We start from the raw sequence: 6,959 nt of genomic DNA, 5'->3' as shown, positions 1-6,959 counted from the left end.
GCGGGCGGCGCCCCCCCCGCCGGCGGGGCCGGCCGGTGACGGCGGCGCCGACGGCCCTGCGGACGCCACGCGCGGCATCGCCAGGGTCTCCGCCGGCGGGTACGCCGCCGTGTCCGGGCCGCCCACCGGGGCCGGGCCGCTCGGCGGGGCCCCGCAACCGGGGCAGGCCAGGGCGCCGTTCAGGTGGCGGCGGCAGGGTGCGCAGTAGTCCATGTGATCTTCCCGTGCGGCCGGGCAACCGGCGCTCGCCGGTCGTCGTCCGTCGTGCCGGCTCCGCGCACGCCGTCGTGCGCATGCGGAGCCTAGGCAGGCCGGCCGTGGGGGTTCCACACCCCGCTGTGAGGCTTCTGAAAAGATGCCGTGCGCCCCGGTCGCCGCCCGTGCGCCGCCACGACCGGCCGCGGGTGTTCCCCGTACCCGTTCCCGGTTCCCCGGACGGGCTCCGTCCCGACCGGCCGGGGCCCTACGTCTCCCGCAGCGAACGGACGCCCGCCCGGGCGAACGGGCCGGTGAGCAGGCCGATCGCCGCGCCGAGGGCGAGGCCGAGCAGGCTGTCCAGGACGTCCTGGACGGTGCAGGCGTGGCCGATGCCGGGCAGGGCGTACTGCACGCCCTCGATGACGACGGGGAGGAGCGCCGCCCCGAGGAGGACGGTCGCCGCCCGCGCCCTGGTCCCGGCGAGCGCGCCGGCGAGGCCGATCGGGACGTAGAGGGCCACGTCCAGGCTGGTCGGGTTCACCGTCGTGAAGTCGTGCAGCGGCCGCAGGCCGTAGCCCGTGAGGTTGCAGTGCCGCACGGCGTACCGGGAGTACCCCCAGAACGGACCCCAGGCGTCCGGCAGCAGCGTCAGCGTGGCCAGCCCGCCGAGGGCGAGCAGCAGCACGAACGCCACGGCCCAGTGCGCGCGCAGCCACCGTCCGACCGCCTGGTTCAGCAGCGCGGCCGGCACCAGCGAGCAGAGCAGGCCGGGCCAGAACATCGGCATCGTGCCGAGGACAGCTTTGATCACGCCCACAGGACGCCGTCGAACACCCGACCGGTTCTCGCGCGGTGGCCGCCGGCTCACCACCCGGTCACCCCGGGGCCGCCACCGGGCCGGGCCCGCTACCGCGGGGTGGTCTCGTCGCCCGTGAAGGGGGCGCCGTGGCCGGGCACGATCAGGTCCGCCACGGCCAGCACCCGGAGCCGGGAGGCGCGCAGGACCTCGCGGTCCGGGGCCACCGGGTCGTCCGCCGGGCCGGCCGCGTGCCACCACAGGTCGCCGGCGAAGGCGACCACGCCCGCGTCCGTGCCCGCCAGCAGCGTGATGTCCTCGGGGCTGTGGCCGGGGGTGCGGATCAGGCGGAGCGACGGGGTGAGCTCGTGGCCCTCGGCGTCGCGGTTCGTCCACCGGTGCCCCTGGTACTCCACCTTGTGGTCGTGCACCCGGGCCCGGCGGAAGAGGCCCGCGTTCATGGTGTTGTCGGGGTGGTGGTGGCTGAGCACCACGTCGGTGATGTCGTCGGGGCCGAGCCCCAGCTCCGCGAGCGGGCCGAGGATGTCGTCGTGGCTCGCCACCATGCCCGGGTCGAAGATCACGTGCCGTCCGGCGTCCGCCACGTAGGAGACGGTGGCGGCGACCCCGGGGCCGGTGGAGCCGACGTAGCCGGTGGTCAGGACCTTGAAGGCGGCGCTGCGGCCGAGCGGTGCGTCTGTCATGCCTCGATCCTGTCGGACGGGCCGGGACCGGACGAGTGGCACTGATGCCACCGATCGCAGGAAATGTGCCAGACTCCGCGGATGGCCCCCTTCACGAGCGTCGCCGCGTACGCCCCGCCCGGAGTCGGCATGCTCGCCGTGGGCATCGTCGCCGAGGTGTTCGGCCCGCACGGGGAGGCGATGCCCGGCTTCGACTTCGCGCTCTGCACGGACCGGCCCGGGAGCGTCCGCACCGACCTCGGCGTGCCGCTCACGATCGAGCACGGCCTGGACCGGCTGGCCGCCGCCGACCTCGTGCTCGCCCTGCCGGGGGCGGGCTTCCGCACGCCGCCCCCGCCCGCCGTGCTGGACGCCCTGTCGGCCGCGCACGAGCGCGGCGCGGTGGTCGCCGCCCACTGCGTTGGTGCGTTCACGCTCGCCGCCGCCGGGCTGCTCGACGGCCGCCGGGCCACCACCCACTGGCGCTTCGCCGGCCTGCTGGCCCGCAGCTACCCGGACGTCGCCGTCGAACCCGGGGCGCTGTACCTGGACGACGGCCGGATCACCACGGGTGCGGGGGCCGCCGCGGGCTTCGACCTCTGCCTGCACCTGATCAGGCGGGAGCACGGCGCCGCCGTGGCCAACCACGTCGCCCGGGACATGGTGCTGCCCTCGCACCGCGACGGCGGGCAGGCCCAGTACCTGGCCGCGCCGGTCCCCGGGGACGGCCAGGACGAGCGGCTGGCCGCCGTGCTGGCCTGGGCCCGCGAGCACCTCCACGAGCCGCTGCCGGTCGCGGAGCTGGCCCGGCGCGCCGTGATGAGCAAGCGGTCCTTCCTCCGCCGCTTCGCGGCCGCCACCGGCACCACCCCGCACGCCTGGCTGCGGGACCTGCGGCTGGCCGCCGCCGAGGAGCTGCTGGAGACGACGGACCTGCCGGTCGAGGAGGTCGCCCGCCGGGTCGGCTACGGCAGTGCGGCCGTCCTGCGCGAACGGTTCGTCCGCCGCCGGGGCGTCCCGCCGCGCTCCTACCGCCGCTCCTTCACCCGCGTGCCGCCGTCCGCGGGCTGAGCCGCGACCGGAGCCGTCGCCGGCCGTGCGCCGGCACCCCAACTCCCGTCCCCCGCAAGGCATATCGCATGACTATCGGCTAGCTCGCTCGATCGAGCGAACAATCCGCCGGATCCGGATTTCCGCCGTCCGATGGGGGAACATCGGCATGTCCGCGCCCGAACGACCCGACGTCCCGGGCGGTACCGACTCCGGCCACTTGGATCAGCCCGTGACTACCTCCGCCCCCGTGTGGGACTGCCCCTTCAACCACACCGAAGGCCTGGAGTTCGACCCGCTCCTGAAGCGGCTCCTCACCGAGGAACCGGTCGCCAGGATCAGGCTGCCGCACGGCGAGGGCGAGGCCTGGCTGGCCACCCGGTACGAGGACGTCCGCGTGGTCACCACCGACCGCCGGTTCAGCCGCGCGGCGGGCATCGGCCGTGACCTGCCCCGGATGACGCCCGCCCCGATCGCCCAGGCCGAGGCGATCAACCTGATGGACCCGCCGGCCCACAACCGGCTGCGCCGCCTGGTCGCCCAGGGCTTCACCAACCGCCAGGTCGAGCGGATGCGCCCGAAGACGCAGCGGATCGTCGACGGGTACCTGGAGGAGATGGCGGAGCACGGCTCCCCCGCCGACCTGGTCCGGCACCTCTCCGCCCGGCTGCCGATGACCACCATCTGCGAGATGCTCGACGTCCCCGAGCAGGACCGCGCCGAACTGCGCGGGCACGCCGTCGCGATGATGGCGATGGGCCCCGGCAGCGGCGACGGCCAGGTCCGCGCCAAGGCCGCCCTGCGCGCCTACTTCACCGAGCTGACCGCCGCCCGCCGCCGCGACCCCGGCGAGGACCTCATCAGCGCGCTCGCCACCGCCCGGGACGAGGAGGAGCTGCTGGACGACCAGGAGCTCGCCGTGATGGCCATGGTGCTGCTGGTCACCGGCCACGACACCAGCACCTACCAGCTCAGCAACATCACCTACACCCTGCTCACCCACCCCGGGCAGCTCGCCGAGCTGCGCGCCCGGCCGGACACGCTGCCGCGCGCTCTGGAGGAGCTGCTCCGCTTCATCCCGTTCCGGCAGGGCGTCGGCATCGCCCGGGTCGCCACCGAGGACGTCGAGCTGGGCGGGGTGCTGATCCGGGCCGGCGAGGCGGTGCACGTCTCCTACCTGGCCGCCAACCGCGACCCGGCGGCGTTCGAGCGGCCGGACGAGCTGGACCTCGGCCGCGGCGCGGCCCACCACATGACCTTCGGCTACGGCACCCACCACTGCGCCGGTGCCCACCTGGCCCGGATGGAGCTCCAGGTCGCCATCGGCACCCTGCTGGAGCGCTTCCCCGGCCTGCGGCTGGCCGTGCCGCCGGGGGAGCTGGACTGGCACACCGGCTCGATCTGGCGCTACCCGCGGACCCTGCCGGTCGCCTGGTGACCCACGGCGTGTCCGGCAGACACGACCTCGCCGCACCGCCGCGGCGCACGTCCAACGCACCGTAGGCCACCGCCCGCGCCGGCCGCCGCCCGCGCGGGTCACCAGGGGAGACCTCTCACGCCCATGGCAACTCTCTGCCGTCCCGCCGTCGCCGTTCCCGAGCACGTCGTCACCCTCGACCAGACCCTCGACCTGGCCCGCGCCCTGCACCGGGACCACCCCCAGCTCCCGCTCGCCCTCCGGCTGATCGAGAACACCGGGGTGCGGACCAGGCACCTGGTCCAGCCGGTCGACGAGACGCTGCGGCACCCCGGCTTCACCACCCGCAACGCGGTCTACGAGCGCGAGGCCAAGCGCCGCGTCCCCGAGGTGGTCGAACGCGCCCTCGGGCACGCCGAGTTGTCCGCCCGGGAGATCGACCTGATCGTCTACGTGTCCTGCACCGGCTTCATGATGCCCTCGCTGACCGCCTGGCTGATCAACACCATGGGCTTCCGCTCCGACACCCGCCAGGTGCCGATCGCCCAGCTCGGCTGCGCGGCCGGCGGCGCCGCGGTCAACCGCGCGCACGACTTCTGCCGCGCCTACCCGGGCGCCAACGTCCTCATCGTGGCCTGCGAGTTCTGCTCGCTCTGCTACCAGCCGACCGACCTCGGCGTCGGCTCGCTGCTCTCCAACGGCCTGTTCGGGGACGCCGTCGCCGCTGCCGTGATGCGCGGCCGCGGCGGCACCGGCGTGCAGGTCGAGCGCAACGGCTCGCACCTCGTCCCGGACACCGAGGACTGGATCTCCTACGGGGTCAGGGACACCGGCTTCCACTTCCAGCTCGACAAGCGCGTCCCGGGCACCATGGAGATGCTCGCCCCGGCGCTGCGCACCCTCGCCACCGAGCACGACTGGGACGTGTCCGGGCTCGGCTTCTACATCGTGCACGCCGGCGGCCCGCGCATCCTGGACGACCTCTGCCGCTTCCTCGAACTCGACCCGGCCGCCTTCCGGTTCAGCCGTGCCACGCTCACCGAGCGCGGCAACATCGCCAGCGCGGTGGTCTTCGACGCGCTGGCCCGGCTGTTCGAGGAGGGCTCCGTCGCCGACGGCACCCCGGGGCTGATCGCCGGCTTCGGTCCGGGCATCACCGCCGAGATGTCGCTGGGGAGTTGGACCGGCTCCCCGCTCGAAGCGGCCCGCCCGGCGGCCGTCCCGTACCGCCGGATCACCCTCGACGGTGCCGGCCGGGCTCCGGTGTTCGGCGTGCCGGCGACGACCTGACGGCCGGTCGGCCCGCCCGGCCCCGGCGCCGCCCGTGCCGCGAGAACAGCGGGAACAGCGGGAACAGCGGGAACAAAGGGGGCCCGCAGCCCCCGGCGGACTATGATCGGTGAATGACGGACACCTCCGAAAGAGCCGGCGGACTCACCGATCTGCCGGCCCGGTTCCCGCAGCTGCACGCCCCGCAGTACTGGGCCTGGGGCCGTTTCGACGCCCGGTTCTCCACGGCACTGCCGCCGGACGAGCTCGTCACCAACATCCACCTGGTGGGCTTCACCGCCGGGCGCATCGTGCTCTGCCGTGACGAGCGCGACCACTGGTTCCTGCCGGGCGGCACCCGCGAGAACGGCGAGTCGGTCGAGGCCTGCCTGGTCCGCGAGCTGCGGGAGGAGGCCGGCGCCCGGCTGCTCGGCGAGCCGGTCTGGCTCGGGGCGCACCGCTGCGTGACGGACCTCGCGGAGCCCTACCGGCCGTGGCAGCCGCACCCGGAGAAGGCCTGGCTCTGGGGCTGGGCGGAGGTCGCGGTGGACTCCGCGCCGACCAATCCGGACGACGGCGAGCAGGTGGCGGAGGTGCGGGCGGTCGAGCCCGCCGAGGCACAGCGGCTGCTGGTCCGCGGCCACGAGCCCTGGTGGGGCGAGCTGATCGGTCTGGCGGTGGAGCTGCGGGCCCGGTCCGCGGCAGGCTGAGGACGGCAGCGGGCCGCGGGCGGCGACGGGCCGCGGGCAGCGACGGGCCGCGGGCAGCGGTTCCCGCGGTCACCGGGATGGCCGAACACCGGGGCGCAGTGTCCGGAATGCGGTGATAGGACTCGGGTGAACCCTGGTCCACACCGACGGGAGCGTCATGGACAACTACCCGCTGCTCGACATCTTCTGGACGATGTTGGAGCTGTTCCTCTGGATCCTCTGGTTCTTCCTGCTGTTCAAGATCATCACGGACATCTTCCGCAGCCACGACATGAGCGGGTGGGGCAAGGCCGGCTGGCTGATCCTGGTGATCCTGCTGCCGCTGATCGGTGTGCTCGTGTACGTGATCGTCCGGGGCAGGTCGATGGGGGAACGCGACCTCGCCCAGGCCCAGAAGAACGAGGCCGCCTTCAAGGCGTACATCCGGGACGCCGCCGGGCCCGAGGGCGCGGCCGGGGGCGGCGGCGCGGGCCGCAGCCACGTCGACGACCTGGCCAAGCTCGCCGACCTCAAGGCCAGCGGTGCCATCAGCGAGGAGGAGTACCAGAAGGCCAAGGAGAAGCTCCTGGTGTGATTCCCGCACCCCGCACGACGGCGGGGCCGGTGGAACGTCCGTCCACCGGCCCCGCCGCCGTCCGTCCGCGCTCAGCGCCGGCCCGAGCGCCGGTCCTCGCGACCGCCGGAGCCGGACCCGCCGCCGGCCAGCCCGGCCCGGCGCAGCGCGTCCGCCATGGCGCTGTTGGCCGGCGCGGCCTGGCCGCCCGCCTGCCCGGCGACGGTCCGGGGTGCGGCCGGGGTGCGGCCGGGGTGCGGCCGGCGCACGCTGGTGATAGGGG

The 6,959-nt window shown here is 74.8% G+C and carries 8 protein-coding genes and 1 pseudogene; 6 read left to right on the top strand and 3 right to left on the bottom strand.

All coding sequences use genetic code 11. The features are described 5' to 3' along the window. Positions 1 to 208 (top strand): annotated as a pseudogene (locus ABZ885_RS32595) (hypothetical protein); the annotation flags it as partial. A gap of 255 nt (positions 209 to 463) precedes the next feature. On the opposite strand, the gene ABZ885_RS32590 reads toward ABZ885_RS32595, so the two are convergent. Together ABZ885_RS32590 and ABZ885_RS32585 are read right to left on the bottom strand one after the other, a co-directional pair. Next, complete coding sequence (locus ABZ885_RS32590; protein WP_360196691.1) at positions 464 to 1,009, bottom strand: hypothetical protein; 546 nt, start codon at positions 1,007 to 1,009, stop codon at positions 464 to 466. A 95-nt stretch (positions 1,010 to 1,104) separates the two neighbouring features. Continuing rightward, on the bottom strand, positions 1,105 to 1,698 hold the full coding sequence (locus ABZ885_RS32585; protein WP_360196689.1) for an MBL fold metallo-hydrolase: 594 nt from the start codon (positions 1,696 to 1,698) through the stop codon (positions 1,105 to 1,107). Positions 1,699 to 1,779: 81 nt separating this feature from the next. On the opposite strand from ABZ885_RS32585, the gene ABZ885_RS32580 reads away from it, so the two are divergent. From ABZ885_RS32580 to ABZ885_RS32560, 5 genes are all read left to right on the top strand, one after another. Further along, positions 1,780 to 2,748 carry a helix-turn-helix domain-containing protein gene (locus ABZ885_RS32580; RefSeq protein WP_360196686.1) on the top strand — a complete coding sequence of 323 codons (969 nt, stop codon included), beginning with the start codon at positions 1,780 to 1,782 and terminating at the stop codon, positions 2,746 to 2,748. Positions 2,749 to 2,959: 211 nt separating this feature from the next. After that, positions 2,960 to 4,165, top strand: a complete 1,206-nt coding sequence (locus tag ABZ885_RS32575) for a cytochrome P450 (protein ID WP_360196683.1) — start codon at positions 2,960 to 2,962, stop codon at positions 4,163 to 4,165. A gap of 123 nt (positions 4,166 to 4,288) precedes the next feature. Then, entirely contained in the window at positions 4,289 to 5,434 is a 1,146-nt protein-coding gene (locus tag ABZ885_RS32570; RefSeq protein ID WP_360196681.1) for a type III polyketide synthase, read from the top strand. A 113-nt stretch (positions 5,435 to 5,547) separates the two neighbouring features. Next, entirely contained in the window at positions 5,548 to 6,123 is a 576-nt protein-coding gene (locus tag ABZ885_RS32565) for an NUDIX hydrolase (RefSeq protein ID WP_360196679.1), read from the top strand. A 157-nt stretch (positions 6,124 to 6,280) separates the two neighbouring features. Further along, positions 6,281 to 6,697, top strand: coding sequence for an SHOCT domain-containing protein (locus ABZ885_RS32560; protein WP_360196676.1), 417 nt, complete (start codon positions 6,281 to 6,283; stop codon positions 6,695 to 6,697). A 71-nt stretch (positions 6,698 to 6,768) separates the two neighbouring features. Here the strand turns inward: ABZ885_RS32560 and ABZ885_RS32555 are convergent. Beyond that, positions 6,769 to 6,959 (bottom strand): hypothetical protein (locus tag ABZ885_RS32555; protein ID WP_360196673.1); only part of this gene is annotated, 191 nt, incomplete at its 5' end.

Source organism: Kitasatospora sp. NPDC047058, from assembly GCF_040643935.1.
In the GTDB taxonomy this organism is placed as follows: domain Bacteria; phylum Actinomycetota; class Actinomycetes; order Streptomycetales; family Streptomycetaceae; genus Kitasatospora.
Note: the sequence above shows the minus strand (reverse complement) of the source record. Positions and strands in the feature narration are given on the sequence as shown.

Excerpts from the sequence above, each read along its gene's own strand:
- ABZ885_RS32580 (WP_360196686.1), top strand. The coding sequence starts at position 1,780 with ATGGCCCCCTTCACGAGCGTCGCCGCGTACGCCCCGCCCGGAGTCGGC.
- ABZ885_RS32565 (WP_360196679.1), top strand. The coding sequence starts at position 5,548 with ATGACGGACACCTCCGAAAGAGCCGGCGGACTCACCGATCTGCCGGCC.
- ABZ885_RS32585 (WP_360196689.1), bottom strand. The coding sequence starts at position 1,698 with ATGACAGACGCACCGCTCGGCCGCAGCGCCGCCTTCAAGGTCCTGACC.
- ABZ885_RS32560 (WP_360196676.1), top strand. The coding sequence starts at position 6,281 with ATGGACAACTACCCGCTGCTCGACATCTTCTGGACGATGTTGGAGCTG.
- ABZ885_RS32570 (WP_360196681.1), top strand. The coding sequence starts at position 4,289 with ATGGCAACTCTCTGCCGTCCCGCCGTCGCCGTTCCCGAGCACGTCGTC.